Origin of the sequence: Streptomyces sp. NPDC020965 (assembly GCF_044333555.1) — a bacterium.
Classification (GTDB): domain Bacteria; phylum Actinomycetota; class Actinomycetes; order Streptomycetales; family Streptomycetaceae; genus Streptomyces.
Genome location: NZ_JBIRRE010000001.1, coordinates 145294 through 163266, shown reverse-complemented (window position 1 = coordinate 163266; position 17973 = coordinate 145294). Strand labels below are relative to the sequence as shown.

Annotated in this window: 15 protein-coding genes; 13 read left to right on the top strand and 2 right to left on the bottom strand. The window is 71.3% G+C overall.

The features are described from left to right. Window positions 1–83: 83 nt before the first annotated feature. On the bottom strand, window positions 84–989 hold the full coding sequence (locus tag ACH4S7_RS00735) for a carbohydrate kinase (RefSeq protein WP_398518871.1): 906 nt from the start codon (window positions 987–989) through the stop codon (window positions 84–86). Window positions 990–1136: 147 nt separating this feature from the next. Between ACH4S7_RS00735 and ACH4S7_RS00730 the strand changes: the two genes are divergently transcribed. Further along, window positions 1137–1568: a Rieske (2Fe-2S) protein gene (locus ACH4S7_RS00730; protein WP_398518870.1), complete on the top strand. Its 432-nt coding sequence runs from the start codon at window positions 1137–1139 to the stop codon at window positions 1566–1568. Between the two features lie 129 nt (window positions 1569–1697). Here ACH4S7_RS00730 and ACH4S7_RS00725 read toward each other — a convergent pair whose 3' ends face one another. Further along, the gene (locus ACH4S7_RS00725; protein ID WP_398518869.1) at window positions 1698–2627 is read right to left on the bottom strand and encodes a hypothetical protein; all 930 of its coding nucleotides are present in this window, start codon (window positions 2625–2627) and stop codon (window positions 1698–1700) included. 261 nt (window positions 2628–2888) lie between these two features. Between ACH4S7_RS00725 and ACH4S7_RS00720 the strand changes: the two genes are divergently transcribed. The 12 genes from ACH4S7_RS00720 to ACH4S7_RS00665 all read left to right on the top strand — a co-directional run bounded on the left by ACH4S7_RS00720 (window position 2889) and on the right by ACH4S7_RS00665 (window position 17787). After that, window positions 2889–3515, top strand: coding sequence for a papain-like cysteine protease family protein (locus ACH4S7_RS00720; protein ID WP_398518868.1), 627 nt, complete (start codon window positions 2889–2891; stop codon window positions 3513–3515). A gap of 5 nt (window positions 3516–3520) precedes the next feature. Next, entirely contained in the window at window positions 3521–4372 is an 852-nt protein-coding gene (locus ACH4S7_RS00715) for a hypothetical protein (RefSeq protein ID WP_398518867.1), read from the top strand. 313 nt (window positions 4373–4685) lie between these two features. Continuing rightward, complete coding sequence (gene uvrC, locus ACH4S7_RS00710) at window positions 4686–6971, top strand: excinuclease ABC subunit UvrC (RefSeq protein WP_398518866.1); 2286 nt, start codon at window positions 4686–4688, stop codon at window positions 6969–6971. Continuing rightward, window positions 6968–7906, top strand: coding sequence for an RNase adapter RapZ (rapZ, locus tag ACH4S7_RS00705; RefSeq protein ID WP_398518865.1), 939 nt, complete (start codon window positions 6968–6970; stop codon window positions 7904–7906). Before uvrC ends, rapZ begins: the two co-directional genes overlap by 4 nt. Beyond that, the gene (gene yvcK / locus ACH4S7_RS00700) at window positions 7903–8934 is read left to right on the top strand and encodes a uridine diphosphate-N-acetylglucosamine-binding protein YvcK (protein ID WP_398518864.1); all 1032 of its coding nucleotides are present in this window, start codon (window positions 7903–7905) and stop codon (window positions 8932–8934) included. Before rapZ ends, yvcK begins: the two co-directional genes overlap by 4 nt. Continuing rightward, window positions 8925–9914, top strand: a complete 990-nt coding sequence (gene whiA / locus ACH4S7_RS00695; RefSeq protein ID WP_360873779.1) for a DNA-binding protein WhiA — start codon at window positions 8925–8927, stop codon at window positions 9912–9914. The genes yvcK and whiA overlap by 10 nt, the downstream gene beginning before the upstream one ends. Window positions 9915–10611: 697 nt before the next feature. Then, window positions 10612–13626 carry a M14 family zinc carboxypeptidase gene (locus tag ACH4S7_RS00690; RefSeq protein WP_398518863.1) on the top strand — a complete coding sequence of 1005 codons (3015 nt, stop codon included), beginning with the start codon at window positions 10612–10614 and terminating at the stop codon, window positions 13624–13626. Between the two features lie 211 nt (window positions 13627–13837). Next, the gene (gene gap / locus ACH4S7_RS00685; protein ID WP_398518862.1) at window positions 13838–14845 is read left to right on the top strand and encodes a type I glyceraldehyde-3-phosphate dehydrogenase; all 1008 of its coding nucleotides are present in this window, start codon (window positions 13838–13840) and stop codon (window positions 14843–14845) included. A gap of 129 nt (window positions 14846–14974) precedes the next feature. Beyond that, window positions 14975–16186 carry a phosphoglycerate kinase gene (locus ACH4S7_RS00680; protein WP_398518861.1) on the top strand — a complete coding sequence of 404 codons (1212 nt, stop codon included), beginning with the start codon at window positions 14975–14977 and terminating at the stop codon, window positions 16184–16186. A 7-nt stretch (window positions 16187–16193) separates the two neighbouring features. Beyond that, window positions 16194–16970 (top strand): triose-phosphate isomerase, encoded by a 777-nt coding sequence (tpiA, locus tag ACH4S7_RS00675; RefSeq protein WP_398518860.1) that lies wholly within the window; start codon window positions 16194–16196, stop codon window positions 16968–16970. A 115-nt stretch (window positions 16971–17085) separates the two neighbouring features. Beyond that, the gene (gene secG / locus ACH4S7_RS00670; protein ID WP_398519977.1) at window positions 17086–17316 is read left to right on the top strand and encodes a preprotein translocase subunit SecG; all 231 of its coding nucleotides are present in this window, start codon (window positions 17086–17088) and stop codon (window positions 17314–17316) included. Between the two features lie 135 nt (window positions 17317–17451). Next, window positions 17452–17787, top strand: a complete 336-nt coding sequence (locus tag ACH4S7_RS00665; protein WP_079110552.1) for an RNA polymerase-binding protein RbpA — start codon at window positions 17452–17454, stop codon at window positions 17785–17787. Window positions 17788–17973: the final 186 nt, after the last annotated feature.

The following is a 17973-nucleotide window of genomic DNA, read 5'->3' as shown; positions in this document are numbered from 1 at the left end:
GTCGGCGGGCTCGGCTCGGCCTGGTGCGGGAGTCCCGGGCGGTTCGGGCCGCGTGCTGCTCCGCAGTGGGGCGGGGGACGGGTCTACGGATGGAGTTCGTAGGCGTACGGAGGTTCCGCACCCGCCCTGGAACAGGTGGCCGCCGCCGCCCGCGCAGCGAAGTGGAGCACCTCGCGCCAGTCCTCCGGACCCAGCTCCGGCAGCGCTTCGGGAGACAGCGCGTCGCGCGCCGCCAGACCGTGGAGCAGCGCGGCGTTCACCGTGTCGCCCGCGCCGATCGTGTCCGCGACCCGCACGGGGACGGCCGGTACGGAGACCTCCAGGCCGCCCCGGGTCCGTACGGTCAGCCCGTCCGCACCCCGGGTTAGCACCACCGCGGCGGGCCCCCGGGGCACTCCGCCCAGCCGGCCCGCGTCGTCCTCCGAGAGCTTCAGCAGCGAGACGTCCGGCAGCCAGCTCTCGAATCGTCGCCGGTAGGCGTCCGGGTCCGGGATCAGGCCGGTCCTGACGTTCGGGTCGAGCAGGGTGAACAGTCCCCGCCCGGCCTCCCTCCGCAGTAGTTCCTCGTACGCGCTCGCGCCCGGCTCCAGCACCAGGGAGAGGGTGCCGAAGGCCACCGCCCGTACTGGTTCCGGCAGTGGTGGTGGCAGTTCGAAGAGCCGGTCCGCGGTGCCCAGCGCATAGAAGCCGTAGCCCGCCGAACCGTCCGCGCCGATGGAGGCGACGGCCAGGGTCGTCGGCTCCGGGCCGCGCGCGACCAGGGAGGTGTCCACCCCGGCCGTCCGCAACCCGGCGAGCAGGGCCTCCCCGAAGCCGTCCGTGGAGATCCGGGAGCAGAAGGCGGCCCGTCCGCCGAGCCGCCCCAGCGCGACGGCCGTGTTGTAGGGACCGCCGCCGGGGCGGGGCGACAGCGGCGGCAGGGGCTCGCCGTGCCCTCCGGGGGCCAGCGGGACCAGGTCGATCAAGGACTCTCCGGCGACGACGATCACGGGCCAGAACGTAACCCATGACCGCGCCGCGCGGGAGGGAGCCCGCCATCGGGACGGCTCGTTCACGTCGGTATTGTCGGGTGGGTCGCCCATGTCCGATCCCCGTGGCGCCCCCACCCGATCGACACCCTGAACAGTGGAGTTCTCATGTCCGGCCTCTCCTCAGCCGCCCGTCGCACCGTGCTGAAAGGTGTCGCCCTCGCGGGTGCGGCCGGTCTCGGGGCCGCCGCCTGCTCGACCGACTCCAAGCTCGGCCGTGCCAAGGACCCGGTCCTGGACAAGCCCGTCGACCTCGGGGCGGCCGATGCTGTCCCGGTCGGCGGCGCCCGGCTCTACCGCGAGCAGCGTGTGGTCGTGAGCTGCCCGGCCGAGGGCGAGTACAAGGCGTTCCTGGCCCAGTGCACCCACGCGGGCTGCCCCCTGGACAAGGTCGAGGAGCTGGAGGGGAACTGCCCGTGCCACGGCAGCCGCTTCGACGTCACGACCGGGAAGGTGCTGGTGGGCCCGGCGACGGTGCCGCTCCATGAGGTTCCGATCACGGCGAAGGCCGGAAAGCTCGTCGCGGGTCCCGAAGCGTAGCCCCGGCCCGTACCGGGATCCTCGGCGCGCGATCCCCGGCCCGTACCGGGGCCCTCGGCGCGCGATCCCCGCTCCAGGCCGGGACCTCCAGGTCAGGGCTCCGTGATCGACGGCCGCCACGCCGGCCCGTCAGTCCCAGTCCCAGTCGATCCCGAGGATGCCCGGCCGAACGCCCTGCTCCACCAGATGGACCGTACGGTGCCGGCCGCTCAACGTCAGATCGGTGCGGGCGCCCCGCGGGGCGCCCGTCGTGGCCTGGGCGAACCGTCGGCACCGCACCGGCAGCGCGCCGTCGTCGAACCGCACCTGCAGTACGTACTGTCCGCCGGCGTAGGTGAAACCGCGCACGTACTCGGTGCTCGGGCCTCCGGTGCCGTCCTCGAAGCCATAGCCGAAGAGATACGTTTCCCCCGCCCGTAGCCGAGCGTCGAAGAGCAACTCGGCGACGACCACCCCGGTCTCCCCGTCCGAGCGCACCCGCCCCGTACGGCAGTTCTCCAGCGCGCTCACCCGGACCCCCGCAGGATCACAGCCGGGGTCGCCGTGGTGGATGGCGAGGTAGCGGTCCACCCCGTCGCGGTGCGCCCGTACGACATGCCGCGAGTCGCGGCCCACCAGCTCCCGGCGCACCCCGATCCGTATGCGCTCGTGGTGGCCCACGGTGTGCAGCCCGCCGTCCATCGGCGTCTCCAGATCCGCCAGCAGCCGTTCCACCGTGCCGGAGACCTCCAGCAGGGAACGGTAGGACCGCGCGGCCGGGCGGTCGACGTCGGTCCGTGCGCCCTCGCCGATGTCGAGCAGCCGGGTCAGGGAGTTCCCGGGGAGTTCGAGCACCTCCTCCAGGGCGCGTACGGCCCGCAACGACTCGGGCCGCTGGGGCCGCCGCGCGCCCTGTTGCCAGTAACTGAGGCTGGTGACACCGACCTTGATGCCGCGGTGGGCGAGATGGTGCTGGACTCGCTGGAGCGGTAGGCCGCGCAGTGCCAGGGCGGCGCGCAGCGCCAGGTGGAACGGTCCGGTGTGCAGCACCTGTGCCAGATCGGCCTCGGTGTGACCCATGGGAACCCTCCAGGGGCTTCTTGCTGTGCCGGCCCGCACGCCGGCACTCAGTGAATGTTCACGACTGGGGCCGGCCGGGTGGGCCCGCGAGGCCGGCCGGCCAGGTATGGCGGGACGGTCCTGTTCACATCGCGGCCGTGGTGTTCACAGCGCCGTGTCCCCGCATTGAACCGTGTTGACCTGCTCGCGACAAGGATCGATGCTCAAGCCCAGCGTCCGGACGCGCTCCTCCACCCCCACCATCCCTCAGGGAGGATCGCGATGCGCCCAACCAAGAGACGGCTAGCCGCCATAGCGGCCGTGCTCGCCGCCCTTGTCACCCTGCCCCTGTCGTCGGCCACCGCCGTGCCCGCCGCCGACCCCGCCGTGACCAGTGTCACCGACACCACAGCTCCCCGGGCCGCCCTCGCCTCCAAGCGGCTCAACATGACCATGCAGGCCCAGTTGAAGACCAACTGGTGCTGGGCGGCCGGTGGCAACACCATCGCCGCGTACTACGGGAAGAACTACTCCCAGAACCAGTTCTGCAACGCGTCCTTCAACCGCCAGCAGAACACCGAGTGCCCCAACAACCAGGCCACGCTCGGCAATGTACAGACCGGGCTGCGCTGGGCGGGGATCCGCCCCGGCTCGTACATCTCGAACTGGCTGGTCTACCCGGCCGTGCAGACCGAGATCAATGCGAACCGTCCCATCGAGACGCGCATCCAGTGGTCGAGCGGTGGTGGCCATATGCATGTCATCTACGGCTATGACACCGCCAACAGCTGGGTCTACTGGGGCGATCCCTGGCAGACCAGCGACCGCTACAACTGGGCCTCCCACGCGTGGTACGTCAACAACAACTCCTTCTCCTGGACCCACTCGCTCTACCGGATCGGGGCGTGACCGCGATGAGGCGAACCTCAGCAGCCCGCGGGAACACCGCCGTCCGCGCCACCGTCGCCGGCATCGGAACCTGCCTCGCGCTCGGCTTCATCGGCACGGGCACGGCCAGCGCGGCCCCCGACCCCGGCCCCACGGCGGCCGATGTGACGGCGGCCCGTGCCGCGGCCACCGCCCCCGCCACCATGGACACGCTCTCCCGCTTCTTCGCCCGGGAGGGAGCGGTCGCCAGGTCCGCGGCGGCTCCCCGCGCCCAGGGCGGGACCGTGCCCGTGCTGACGCTCACACCGGAGTTCGTGGCCGGGAAGAAGGGCGCTCCCATCGCCCGTACGGAGTTCCTCGCCACCCCGGCGGTGTCCTCCGACGGACAGAAGGCGTCCGTGTGGGCGGCCCGCCAGGGCAGCCAGTGGCAGGTGGTGAACATCGCCACCGGCGACGACGAGTTCCGGTACACCGGCCTGGGCGCCGCCAAGCTCCCCGGCGGCACGGTCTTCCGGGAACCGCAGATCGACGGCTGGTACGTCACCAAGGGGACGAAGGTGCTCCCGCTGGACGAGGACGCGACCCGCGCGATCGGTGCCAAGGGGACCACGCTCGCCGCCTACGGGACCCGGGTCCGCGCCGCCTACGCCGACAAGCTCCCCGGCACGGCGTACGCGAAGAAGGGTGTGGCCGGTGGCTACGACCAGTCCGCCGAGGCCGGCGGGGCGGCCGTGGCCGCCACGACGACCGCGTCGGAGGTCCCCGGGGAGCGGGACGACGCCGCGATCACCGTCGCCTCGGTCGCGGCCGGGGCGGGCGCGGTGCTCGCCGTCGCCCTGTGCGCCCTGACGGCGGTGCGGTTCCGCCGCCGCGCCTGATCGCGGGGCCCAGCCCGGGATCACGGGCCGTCACCCCGAGGGCACGGGATGACGGCCCACTGCCCCCGGGCCGCGGTTCTCGGGCCGCGGTTCTCGGACCGCGACCCCGGACCGCGATCCCCGACCGGGGGTCCCGCACCGTCCCGCACCGGACGCCCGCGACGGGCTCCGGCACCGGGTGGTGACGTGCCCGGGACCCCCGGTCATCGCGCCGCCGCGCCCGTCGCGCCCGCCGTCCCTCCGGACGGCGGGCGCGACCGCGTGGCGGTGGCACCCGGCCGGACTGTCGGTGCCCGCAAGTAGGGTGGGCAGTATGGCCGACCCCTCCAGCTACCGCCCCAAGCCGGGAGAGATCCCCGACTCTCCGGGGGTCTACAAATTCCGCGACGAGCACCGCCGGGTGATCTACGTCGGGAAGGCGAAGAGCCTGCGCCAGCGCCTGGCCAACTACTTCCAGGACCTGGCGAACATGCACCCGCGCACCGCCACCATGGTCACCACCGCCGCCTCGGTGGAGTGGACGGTGGTCTCCACCGAGGTCGAGGCGCTCCAGCTCGAATACTCCTGGATCAAGGAGTACGACCCCCGGTTCAACGTCAAGTACCGCGACGACAAGAGCTATCCCTACCTCGCCGTGACCTTGAACGAGGAGTTCCCGCGGGTCCAGGTGATGCGCGGCGCCAAGCGCAAGGGCGTGCGCTACTTCGGGCCGTACGGCCAGGCGTGGGCGATCCGCGAGACCGTCGATCTGATGCTCCGGGTCTTCCCCGTCCGCACCTGCTCGGCCGGGGTCCTCAAGAACCACCAGCAGAAGGGCCGCCCCTGCCTCCTCGGCTACATCGGCAAGTGCTCCGCGCCCTGTGTCGGCCGGGTCACCCCCGAGGAGCACCGCGAACTCGCCGAGGAGTTCTGCGACTTCATGGCCGGCCGCGCGGGCACCTACATCCGCCGGCTGGAGAAGCAGATGACCGCGGCGGCCGAGGAGATGGAGTACGAGCGGGCCGCCCGCCTCCGGGACGACATAGGAGCGCTCCGGCGCGCCCTGGAGAAGAACGCCGTCGTGCTCGCGGACGCCACCGACGCCGATCTGATGGCCGTCGCGGAGGACGAGCTGGAGGCCGCCGTCCAGATCTTCCACGTCCGGGGCGGACGGGTGCGCGGACAGCGCGGCTGGGTCACCGACAAGGTCGAGGCCGTCGACACGGCCGGCCTCGTCGAGCACGCCCTCCAGCAGTTGTATGGGGAGGAGAGCGGCGACTCCGTCCCCAAGGAGGTCCTCGTGCCCGCCCTCCCCGAGCAGGCGGAGACCGTCGGCCAGTGGCTGAGCGACCGCCGCGGCTCCCAGGTGTCGCTGCGCATCCCCCAGCGCGGCGACAAGAAGGACCTGATGGAGACGGTCCGCCGCAACGCCCAGCAGTCGCTCGCCCTGCACAAGACCAAGCGCGCCAGCGATCTCACCACCCGCTCGCGGGCGCTGGAGGAGATCGCCGAGGCGCTCGGCCTGGACTCGGCACCGCTGCGGATCGAGTGCTTCGACATCTCGCACCTCCAGGGTGAGGACGTCGTCGCCTCCATGGTCGTCTTCGAGGACGGGCTGCCGCGCAAGAGCGAGTACCGCCGCTTCCAGATCAAGGGCTTCGAGGGGCAGGACGACGTCCGCTCGATGCACGAGGTGGTCAGCCGGCGCTTCCGCCGCTATCTGGCGGAGAAGGACCGGACGGGGGAGTGGATCGGCGCCGACGACGCCGGCGACCCCAGTACCCCCGGCGCCCCCAGCGCCCCTGACACTCCCGGCACCCCCGGCAACACCCCCGGCAACACCCCCGGCACCCCCGAGGCTCCCCACGACGCCGCCCGCCCGCTCGCCGCGCCGACCCCGGCCCCGGTTCCGGCAGCCTCCTCCGACCCGGCCGCCGCTCCCGCCCCGGATCCCGCCGTCGCGGTCCCGCACCCCGCTGGCGCCCCGGCCGCCGCTCCGGACCCGCAGCCCGCGCCGGACCCGACAGCGGCCCCGGCGCCCTTCCCGCCCGCCGTCACCTCCTCCGCACACGCGGTCCCCGCCGATGACGACGGCCGCCCCCGCCGCTTCGCCTACCCGCCCCAGCTCGTCGTGGTCGACGGCGGCGCGCCCCAGGTCGCCGCCGCCCAGCGGGCCCTGGACGAGCTGGGCATCGACGACGTCGCGGTCTGCGGCCTGGCCAAGCGGCTGGAGGAGGTCTGGCTCCCCGGCGAGGGTGACCCGGTCGTGCTGCCCCGCTCCAGCGAGGGCCTCTATCTCCTCCAGCGGGTCCGGGACACCGCACACGACTTCGCCATCCGCTACCAGCGCTCCAAGCGGACCAAACGCATCCGCACCGGCCCCCTGGACGCCGTCCCCGGCCTCGGTGAGACCCGGAAGCAGGCGCTGATCAAGCATTTCGGCTCGGTGAAGCGGCTGCGACAGGCCACAATCGAGCAGATCTGCGAAGTACCCGGCATGGGCCGCAAGACCGCTGAGTCCGTGGTCGTGGCCCTTGCCCAGGCGGCCCCGGCCGCCCCGGCCGTGAATACGGCAACAGGAGAGATCATTGAAGAGAACGACGGGGGCAGTACGTCATGAGTGAGCACGACCGAGACGGAGCAGCAGACGTGAGTACGGGCACCACGACCGAGCCCGGCGGTGCCGCGGAGGCGGCCATCCCCGAGCTGGTCATCATCTCCGGCATGTCCGGCGCCGGGCGTAGCACGGCCGCCAAGTGTCTGGAGGACCTCGGCTGGTTCGTGGTCGACAACCTGCCCCCCGCGCTGATCCCGACCATGGTGGAGCTGGGCGCCCGCTCGCAGGGCAATGTGGCCCGGATCGCCGTGGTCGTGGACGTCCGGGGACGGCGGTTCTTCGACAACCTCCGCGAATCGCTCGCCGACCTGGACGCCAAGCAGGTCACCCGCCGCATCGTCTTCCTGGAGTCGTCCGACGACGCCCTGGTGCGCCGGTTCGAATCGGTGCGCAGGCCGCACCCGCTCCAGGGCGACGGCCGGATCGTCGACGGCATCGCCGCCGAGCGCGATCTGCTGCGGGAGCTGCGCGGCGACGCCGACCTGGTGATCGACACCTCCAGCCTCAACGTCCACGAGCTGCGCGCCAAGATGGACGCCCAGTTCGCGGGCGACGAGGAGCCCGAGCTGCGGGCCACCGTCATGTCCTTCGGCTTCAAGTACGGGCTGCCCGTCGACGCGGACCTCGTGGTCGACATGCGCTTCCTGCCCAACCCGCACTGGGTGCCCGAGCTGCGCCCCTTCAGCGGGCTCAACGAAGAGGTGTCGAACTACGTCTTCAACCAGCCCGGCGCCAAGGAGTTCCTCGACCGCTACACCGAGCTGCTCCAGCTCATCGCGGCCGGCTACCGCCGTGAGGGCAAGCGCTATGTGACCGTGGCCGTCGGGTGCACGGGCGGCAAGCACCGTTCGGTGGCCACCGCCGAGAAGCTCGCCGCCCGGCTCTCCGGCGCCGGTGTCGAGACCGTTGTCGTCCACCGGGACATGGGGCGCGAGTGACCGGACGATCCCTGCGGCTGCGGCGACTGCGCAGGTCCCTCGGGCCCACCAACCGCAAGCGCGGCGCACAGCCCAAGGTCGTCGCCCTCGGCGGCGGCATGGGCCTGTCCGCCTCGCTCGCGGCGCTGCGCCGTATCACCGGCGACCTCACCGCCGTCGTCACCGTGGCCGACGACGGGGGCTCCAGCGGCCGGCTCCGCGAGGAGCTGGGCGTGCTGCCCCCGGGGGATCTGCGCAAGGCCCTCGCCGCCCTCTGCGGTGACGACGACTGGGGCCAGACCTGGGCCCGGGTGATCCAGCACCGCTTCCAGTCCCAGGGCGATCTGCATGAGCACGCGGTCGGCAATGTGCTGATCGTGGCGCTGTGGGAACAGCTCGGCGACCATGTCCAGGCGCTGGACCTGGTCGGCCGGCTGCTCGGCGCGCACGGGCGGGTACTGCCGATGTCCGCGGTGCCGCTGGAGCTCCAGGCGCTGGTACGGGGACACGATCCGGCGCGCCCGGACGCGGTGGACACCGTACGGGGCCAGGCGACCGTCGCGCTCACCCCCGGCGAGGTCCAGTCGGTCCACCTCGTACCGCACGGCCCGCCCGCCGTTCCGGAGGCGGTTGCGGCCGTTCTTGACGCCGACTGGGTGGTTCTGGGACCCGGATCCTGGTTCTCCTCGGTGATCCCCCATCTGCTGGTGCCCGAATTGCTCGACGCGCTGGTGGAGACCAAGGCGCGCCGGGTGCTCTCACTCAATCTGGCGCCCCAGCCGGGTGAAACAGAAGGCTTCTCACCGCAGCGTCATTTGGAGGTTTTGGGACGACACGCGCCTAAACTCACCCTGGACGTGGTGTTGGCCGACGAGGCCGCTGTGCCCGACCGCTCCTTGCTCGCCGACGCCGCCAAGCGGCTCGGCGCGGCGGTCGAGCTGGCGCCCGTGGCCTCGCCCGACGGGTTTCCGAAGCATGATCCGGAGCTGTTGGCCGCCGCGTACGACCGTATTTTTCGGATGCATGGAAGGATCGGCCCATGGCGATGACGGCAGCGGTGAAGGATGAGATTTCCCGGCTTCCCGTCACCCGGACCTGCTGCAGAAAGGCGGAGGTCTCGGCGATCCTGCGATTCGCGGGCGGGCTGCACCTGGTGAGCGGGCGCATTGTGATCGAGGCGGAGCTGGACACCGGCATCGCCGCCCGGCGGTTGAAGCGGGACATCCTGGAGATCTTCGGCCATGGCTCCGAGCTGATGGTGATGGCCCCCGGAGGGCTGCGCCGGGGCTCCCGCTATGTCGTACGGGTCGTCGCCGGCGGCGACCAGCTCGCCCGCCAGACCGGTCTCGTGGACGGCCGCGGCCGGCCGATCAGGGGGCTGCCGCCGCAGGTGGTCTCCGGTGCGACCTGTGACGCGGAGGCCGCCTGGCGCGGCGCCTTCCTCGCGCACGGTTCGCTGACCGAGCCCGGCCGGTCCTCCTCGCTTGAGGTCACCTGCCCGGGACCGGAGGCGGCCCTCGCCCTGGTGGGCGCGGCGCGGCGGCTCTCCATCGCTGCGAAGGCGCGCGAGGTGCGCGGCGTCGACCGGGTGGTCGTCCGGGACGGTGACGCGATCGGCGCCCTGCTGACCCGGCTCGGTGCGCACGAGTCGGTGCTCGCCTGGGAGGAGCGGCGGATGCGGCGCGAGGTCCGCGCCACCGCGAATAGGCTCGCCAACTTCGACGACGCCAATCTGCGGCGCTCGGCCCGCGCGGCGGTGGCCGCGGGAGCCCGGGTGCAGCGGGCGCTGGAGATCCTGGGCGAGGAGGTGCCGGAGCATCTCGCCGCGGCCGGCCGGCTCCGGATGGAGCACAAGCAGGCGTCGCTGGAGGAGCTGGGCGCGCTCGCCGACCCGCCGCTGACGAAGGACGCGGTCGCGGGCCGGATCCGCCGGCTGCTGGCGATGGCGGATAAGCGGGCGCAGGACCTGGGCATTCCCGGGACGGAGTCCAACCTCACGGAGGAGATGGCGGACGGCCTGGTGGGCTGAGACCACCCGTACGACCCCCTCCGTCGCCCCGCCCGCTCTCCCTGGCCCTAGCGGCGACCCGCGCCGCCCGCGCCGACTGCTCGCGGGCCTCAGCGGTGACCTGGGGGCGCCCGCGCCGCCTGCTCGCGGGCCTCAGCGGTGACCTGGGGGCGCCCGCGCCGACCGCTCCCGGGCTTCAGTGGTGTCCCGGTCCGACCGCTCCCGGGCTTCAGCGGTGTCCCGGTGCGCCGCGCCGCCTGCTCCCGGGTCTGAGCGGCGACCGCGCCGCCCGTCCCGCCTGCTCGCGGGCCTCAGCGGGGACCTCGGACGGCCCGACCGCACCCCGGCCCGCCCGACCGCACCCCGGGCCGGGGGCCCGTGCCGCGGCCCGGGGGCCGCTCGGGCCGTCCGCCGCCAGCCGCCGGTGCGGATCATGGGGCGGGCCCCAGCAGACATCCGACCGGCACCCGACCGGCACCCGACGGGCACTCGACGGGCACTCGACCGCGCCGCGGCGCGTGCCCCACCGGACCCGCACCGACGGCGAGCCCCATGAGACCCCGGCCGGCCTCCCCGCCGGTTCCCCCACGTACTCATGCAGGTATCCGGCTCATACATCCGGCCGTTTGTATTGACATGGCCATGGGGGCTCAAGAGTCTGGCGTCTGTTCACTTTCCTGGCACTCACCAGCACGGCAGACACCAGCAAGGGGGGCTCATGAGACGCAGAGCGAGATCGATTCTCGCCACCGTCGCACTGCTGACCGGCACTCTGGCGGTCACACCACTCGCCCAGGCCGAACCCGGCGCCGCCAGCGGCGCGAGCAACGGGACCGGTGCGAGCGGCAAGTACGGCAAGCAGGGCAGCAGCGGGGACGACTCCGGTGACGGACTCTCCGTATGGCACGCGAAGGTCACCAAGGCCCAGATCCCGCTGATCATCGCGGCGGGCGTCGACGGTCATGAACTCGGTGAGCGGGTGCCCGCCGATGGCACCGCCACCATCGAACTCCACCTCACCGCGGAGCAGGCCGGTGAACTGCGCGGGCAGGGCGTCACCATCACCGAGCACACCCTCTCCGCCGCCGCCCGCCAGCGCGTCGAGGCGGCCGGCGACGGCGTCTTCCGCCCGTACGCCGGTGACAACGGCCTCCAGCGGGAGATACTCGCCACCGCCCAGGCCAATCCCCGCCTCACCAAGGCCATCAGCATCGGCAAGTCGGTCAACGGCCAGGACATCCTCGCCCTGAAGATCAGTAAGGGCGCCAAGACCATCCGCGACGGCGCCAAGCCGGCGACCCTTTACATGTCCAACCAGCACGCGCGGGAGTGGATCACCCCGGAGATGACCCGGCGGCTGATGCACCACTACCTCACGAACTACGGCAAGGACCCGCGGATCACCCGGCTGGTGGACTCCAGTGAGCTGTGGTTCGTCCTCTCCGCCAACCCGGACGGCTACGACCACACCTTCACCGGCACGGCGGAGCGCCAGTGGCGCAAGAACCTCCGGGACAACAACGCCGACGGCCGGATCACCGCCGCCGACGGTGTCGACCTCAACCGCAACTTCTCCTACAAATGGGGTTATGACAACGAGGGCTCGTCCCCCGACCCCTTCGACGAGACCTATCGGGGCACCGCGCCCGGCTCCGAGCCCGAGACCAAGGTCATCGACGCCTTCCAGAAGCGGATCGGCTTCCAGTACGGCATCAACTACCACTCCGCCGCCGAACTGCTGCTGTACGGGGTGGGCTGGCAGGTCGCCACGGCGACCCCCGATGACGTCGCGTACCGGACCATCGCCGGCACCCCGGGGAACTCCGGCATCCCCGGCTACCGCCCGCAGGTCTCCTCCGAGCTGTACATCACCAACGGTGAGGCCAACGGACACGCGTCCAACGTCAACGGGATGATGATGTACACCCCCGAGATGTCCACCTGCGCCACCGCATCCCGGGTCGATCCCAACGACGCCTGGAACGCGGCCGACTGCGCCTCGGTCTTCACCTTCCCCGACGACGAGAAGCTGATCCAGCGGGAGTTCGCCACCAACATCGCGTTCGCGCTCTCCGTGGCGGAGAGTTCGCTCACCCCCGACCGGCCGGCCTCCCCGATCGGTCTGACCTCCCCCGACTTCACCCCCGACCCCTTCACCGTCTCCTACGCACGCGGCGGTGACCAGGAGGTCTCGGTCGTCGCCCGGAAGTCCCTGCGGGACAAGGAGCTGCGCTACCGCATCAACGGCGGCCGGGTCCACGACGAGGACCTGGAGGCGTGGCGCGGCGGCAGGACCTTCGGCGGCACCGACAACATCCGCTTCGACGAGTACCGCGCCGAGGTCGAGGACGCCGAGGTCGGCGACACCGTCGAGGTCTGGTTCACCGGGCGGTCGCGGGACGGGAAACCCACCTCCAGCACGCCCTTCACCTACACGGTCGCCGAGCGGCCCCGCGCCGACACCCTGGTGATCGCCGAGGAGGGCGGTACGACCGCCGCACGGCATTCCGCCCTCTACACGGAGGCGCTCGCCGGCAACAAGAAGCGCGGCGCCGTCTGGGACGTCGCCACCCAGGGCCGCCCGCACCCGCTGGGCGTCCTCAGCCACTTCCGTACCGCCGTCTGGTACACCGGCGCGGCGGCCCCCTCCTGGTCCACCACCCAGGCCGTGCGCGCCTACGTCAATGAGGGCGGGAAGCTCGTCACCACGGGCGAGCGGGCCGGTGGCAGCGCCAACCTCGGCCGGGCGATGAGCGACGACTTCGCCCAGTACTACCTGGGCGCCTCCCTGCGGGCCTCGCTCGCCGGGGCCACCGCCTTCCAGGGCGCCGGGCGGCTCGCGGGAGCGCCGGCCGGGCTCGCCGACGCGCCCGGCAACCCGCTGGACGCGTCGGGCGCGTACACCATCACCTCGGACAGCCTGCCGCCCGACCGGTTCCCGCAGTTCCGCAGTGCGGCGGCGGGCGACTATCCGGGCGTCCGGATGCCGTTCTCCCCGTACGAGGGCCAGTGGTACGCGGCCGCCGCGCACCGCAACACCTCCTGGATGCGGCTGAGCCGCTCGCTCGACCTGACCGGGACCACCGCCGCCGACGCCCCGAAGCTGAATCTGCGGCTCAGCTTCAACACGGAGCCCGGCTACGACAACGCGGTGGTCGAGGTCCACACGGTCGGCCAGGACGACTGGACCACGCTGCCGGACGCCAACGGCGGCACCAGGACCACCGTGCCGACCGAGTGCGACGCGGGCTTCTACATCAACGCGCACCCGTTCCTCAAGCGCTATCTCACGCTGGGTGACGGCCGCTGTGTGCCCACCGGCACCACCGGCGCCTGGAACTCCTTCACCGGGGCCTCCGACGGCTGGCGGGCGGCGTCCTTCGATCTGAGCGCCTACGCGGGCAAGCGGATCGAGCTCTCCGTCTCGTACATCACCGACCCCAGTGACGGCGGTCGCGGTGTCTTCGTCGACGACACCCGGCTGGTGACGGGCGGCGGTGAGCAGGCCGCCGAGGGCTTCGAGACCTCCCTCGGCCCCTGGGCGGTGGCGGATGCCCCGCCGGGCAGTCCGGCGCCGCGCGGTGGCTGGGCACGCAGCCAGGACCTCTATCCGTCCGCCAGCGCGGTCACCACCCGGGACACCGTGCTCATCGGCTTCGGCCTCGAACACGTGTCCAATGCGGCTGACCGGCGCCGACTCCTCGGAAAGGCGTTCACGGCGCTCGGCCGCTGAGATCCGCGCCGGGAGCCGCTCCCGGCGCGGGCGACAGCGCAGGTGACGGCGGCCCGCGCCCCCTACCGGGGGGTACGGGCCGCCGTCTCGCCGTCCGGCGCCTCCGATGTCACCTCGGAGCGCCCAGAGAGGTAGGGTCGTAAGCGGTCGGGGACATCCCATACAACTCGCCGGCAGTCAAAAACCGGCGTACCAACGAGGAGATCGGTTCGTGACGATCCGCGTAGGCATCAACGGCTTTGGCCGCATCGGGCGTAACTACTTCCGCGCGCTGCTGGAGCAGGGTGCGGACATCGAGATCGTGGCTGTCAACGACCTGGGTGACACCGCGACCACCGCACACCTGCTGAAGTACGACACCATTCTGGGTCGTCTCAAGGCCGAGGTGTCCCACACCGCAGACACCATCACCGTGGACGGCCGCACCATCAAGGTGCTGTCCGAGCGCAACCCCGCCGACATCCCGTGGGGTGAGCTGGGCGTCGACGTCGTCATCGAGTCGACCGGCATCTTCACCAAGAAGGCCGACGCCGCCAAGCACCTCGCCGGCGGCGCCAAGAAGGTCCTCATCTCGGCTCCGGCCAGTGACGAGGACATCACCATCGTGATGGGCGTCAACGAGGACAAGTACGACGCGGCCAACCACCACGTCATCTCGAACGCCTCCTGCACCACCAACTGTGTGGCGCCGATGGCGAAGGTTCTCGACGAGAACTTCGGCATCGTCCGCGGTCTGATGACCACGGTCCACGCCTACACCAACGACCAGCGCATCCTCGACTTCCCGCACAAGGACCTGCGCCGCGCCCGCGCCGCCGCGGAGAACATCATTCCGACCACGACGGGTGCCGCCAAGGCCACCGCCCTGGTTCTTCCGCAGCTCAAGGGCAAGCTGGACGGCATCGCCATGCGCGTCCCGGTCCCCACCGGCTCCGCCACCGACCTGGTGGTCGAGCTCGCCCGCGAGGTCACCAAGGACGAGGTCAACGCCGCGTTCAAGAAGGCCGCCGACGGCGAGCTCAAGGGCATCGTGGTCTACACCGAGGACCAGATCGTGTCCTCGGACATCGTCAGCGACCCGGCGTCCTGCACCTTCGACGCCTCCCTGACCATGGTCCAGGGCGGCAACTCGGTCAAGATCCTCGGCTGGTACGACAACGAGTGGGGCTACTCCAACCGCCTCGTGGACCTCACGGTCTTCGTCGGCAGCCAGCTCTGACGGCTCTGCTCACCGGCACGGCCCAGATCAGCGACGAGAGCACCACGATGTGAGCGACAGGGCTCGGGCGGCGCAGCGCAGCGCGGTCCGGGCCCTGTCGCACGTCCAGTCCTCCGAGGAGTCCTGTCCATGAAGACGATCGACCAACTGCTTGCCGAAGGGGTCTCGGGCAAGCGGGTATTTGTCCGCGCCGACCTCAATGTGCCGCTCGACGGCACCACGATCACCGACGACGGCCGCATCCGCGCCGTCCTGCCGACGGTCGCCAAGCTCGCCGACGCGGGCGCCCGCGTCATCGTCGCCTCCCATCTGGGCCGCCCCAAGGGCGCCCCGGACCCGGCCTTCTCGCTCGCCCCCGCCGCCGCGCGGCTCGGGGAGCTGCTCGGTGCCGAGGTCGCGTTCGCCACCGACACCGTGGGCGAATCGGCGCGGACCGTGGTCGACGGGCTCGCCGACGGCCGGGTCGCGGTGCTGGAGAACCTCCGCTTCAACCCCGGTGAGACCAGCAAGGACGACGCCGAGCGCGCCGCCTTCGCCGACAGCCTCGCCGCCCTCGCCGATGTGTACGTCGGGGACGGCTTCGGCGCCGTCCACCGCAAGCACGCCTCGGTCTACGACCTCCCGGCCCGGCTGCCGCACGCGGCCGGCTATCTCATCGCCACCGAGGTCGGCGTCCTGAAGAAGCTCACCGACGACGTCCAGCGGCCGTACGCCGTCGTCCTCGGCGGCGCCAAGGTCTCCGACAAGCTCGGTGTCATCGACCACCTGCTGGAGAAGGCCGACCGCATCCTGATCGGCGGCGGCATGGTCTTCACCTTCCTCAAGGCCCAGGGCCACGAGACCGGCACCTCGCTGCTCCAGGAGGACCAGGTCCCGGTGGTCAAGGAGTACCTCAAGCGCGCCGAGGAGAAGGGCGTGGAGTTCGTGCTCCCCGTCGACGTCCTGGTCGCGCCGGCGTTCCCGGACATGAAGACCAAGGCCCCCGCCCACCCCGAGACCGTCGCCGCGGACGCCATCCCGGCCGGCCGGATGGGGCTGGACATCGGCCCCGAGACCCGCAAGCTGTACGCCTCGAAGCTCGCCGACACGGCCACCGTCTTCTGGAACGGCCCGATGGGCGTCTTTGAGCACCCCGACTTCGCCGAGGGCACCAAGGCCGTCGCCCAGGCGCTGCTCGACTCCCGGGCCTTCACCGTGGTCGGTGGCGGAGACTCCGCCGCCGCGGTGCGGATCCTGGGCTTCGACGAGAAGGCATTCGGCCATATTTCGACAGGCGGCGGCGCAAGCCTCGAATACCTCGAAGGCAAGACGCTGCCCGGCCTCGCCGCACTGGAGGACTGACACTTTCATGAGTACGCGCACCCCGCTGATGGCGGGCAACTGGAAGATGAACCTCAACCACCTTGAGGCCATCGCCCATGTCCAGAAGCTCGCGTTCGCCCTGGCGGACAAGGACTACGAGACCGTCGAGGTCGCCGTGCTGGCGCCCTTCACCGATCTGCGCTCCGTGCAGACCCTGGTCGACGGCGACAAGCTGAAGATCAAGTACGGCGCGCAGGACATCTCCGCGCACGACTCCGGCGCGTACACCGGGGAGATCTCCGGCGCGATGCTGGCCAAGCTGAAGTGCGCCTACGTCGCCGTGGGCCACTCCGAGCGCCGTCAGTACCACGCCGAGACGGACGAGATCTGCAACGCCAAGGTGAAGGCCGCCTTCAAGCACGGCATCACCCCGATCCTCTGCGTCGGCGAGGGCCTGGACGTCCGCAAGGCGGGCCAGCAGGTCCCGCACACGCTGGCCCAGCTCGACGGCGGGCTGAAGGACGTCCCGGCCGAGCAGGCCGAGACGATCGTGATCGCGTACGAGCCGGTCTGGGCGATCGGCACCGGCGAGGTCGCCACCCCGCAGGACGCGCAGGAGGTCTGCGCGGCGATCCGCGGGCGGCTGGCCGAGCTGTACTCCCAGGAGCTGGCCGACAAGGTCCGCATCCAGTACGGCGGCTCGGTGAAGTCCGGCAATGTCGCCGCGATCATGGAGCAGCCCGATGTGGACGGCGCTCTCGTGGGCGGCGCCGCGCTGGACACCGAGGAGTTTGTCAAGATCGTCCGATTCCGCGACCAGTGAGTATGCGGTAGCGCCGATCCGTCGTACCCTTGCGGGGGCCTGTGGCTTTGCCCAGGCCCCCGTCGTCCGTAGAAGTATCCAGAGAATTGCCAGGAAGTAGGGTTCAGCCGTGGTTATGGGGTTCTCGATCGCCCTGATCGTCTTCAGCCTGCTTCTGATGCTGCTCGTGCTGATGCACAAGGGGAAGGGTGGCGGCCTCTCCGACATGTTCGGCGGCGGTATGCAGTCGTCCGTCGGTGGTTCATCGGTCGCCGAGCGCAATCTCGACCGCATCACCGTGGTGGTCGGTCTGCTGTGGTTCGCCTGCATCATGGTGCTCGGTCTGCTGATGAAACTGGACAGCTGACTCACCGGCTTTCCCGCCTCGCGCCGGGATGTAACTCCAATCCCTGGACGAGCGTTGGGGCTTACGTAGACTGTGGCACCGCGGCGCAGCCGCTGTGAGACGCTGTACAGCACCATCACGCAGGGAGTTACGACCGTGGCAAGTGGCAACGCGATCCGGGGAAGCCGGGTCGGAGCGGGGCCGATGGGCGAGGCCGAGCGCGGCGAGTCCGCGCCACGCCTGCGCATCTCCTTCTGGTGCTCGAACGGGCACGAGACGCAGCCGAGCTTCGCCAGTGACGCACAGGTCCCTGACACGTGGGACTGCCCGCGCTGTGGGTTCCCGGCCGGTCAGGACCGGGACAGTCCACCGGACCCGCCGCGCACCGAGCCGTACAAGACGCACCTCGCCTATGTACGGGAGCGGCGCAGCGACGCGGACGGCGAGGCCATCCTCGCCGAGGCGCTCGCCAAACTCCGCGGCGAGATCTAGCGCTTACGCTCAGGCGTTCAGGCTTACGCCCGGGCAGCCAGGTCATAGGGCCCGGCGTCCAGACTTACGGTCCGGCCGGGAACATCATCGGATGGTGTTCCCGGCCGGACTTTTTTCATTCCCGCGACGGTTATGGGTCGTTGACACGCCAATTCGGCGCCGACACCGCTCGCCCCCGTATTCCGT